Source organism: Halococcus sp. PRR34 (assembly GCF_028617175.1).
GTDB lineage: Archaea > Halobacteriota > Halobacteria > Halobacteriales > Halococcaceae > Halococcus > Halococcus salifodinae.
Window position 1 is genome coordinate 1 of record NZ_JAQJDA010000077.1, and the last position, 557, is coordinate 557.

General features: G+C 60.0%; 1 protein-coding gene. It reads left to right on the plus strand.

Annotated elements, in window-relative coordinates; genetic code table 11:
- Positions 1-557: IS5 family transposase (locus tag PHA81_RS20875; protein WP_273838810.1), on the plus strand; the 557-nt coding region annotated here is incomplete at both ends.

Sequence of the window (557 nt, forward strand, 5' to 3'; positions counted from 1 at the left end):
GAGTTCATTGGTCCATCTGCGCTGTGCAAATCCCTTGATCGAGCGCCGATGGCTGTTTGGCGAGAGCTGCTCCGACTCTCGTCGGAGCTGCTCGATCGGTCCGGTCACGCTGCCATCGATGCCACCTACTTCGACCGCAGAGAAGCATCGAGCCACTATCTCAAGCGCTGTGATCGAAACGTACAGACCGTGCAAGCGACCTTTCTCGTCGATACCGCGCAGGGCGCGGTTATCGACGTCCATTGCAGTGCGAAGTGGCCCAACGGAACGAACGTTGGCCCGCAGGTCGCCCTGCGAAACGCGGGCGACCTGCTCAGTCTCGCCGCCGACAAGGGCTACGATGATATGAGCTTCCGCGAGGAGTTGCGCGCTGAAGACGTGCGTCCGCTGATCAAACACCGTGTCTTCGCACCGTACGATCACGCACATAACGCGCGGATCAAGGACGAACTCTATAACCAGCGCTCGATCTGTGAGACTGTGAACTCGGTGATCAAGCGCTCGTACGGCTCCGCCGTCCGAGCGCGGTCATGGTATCGTCAGTTCCGCGAGATCAC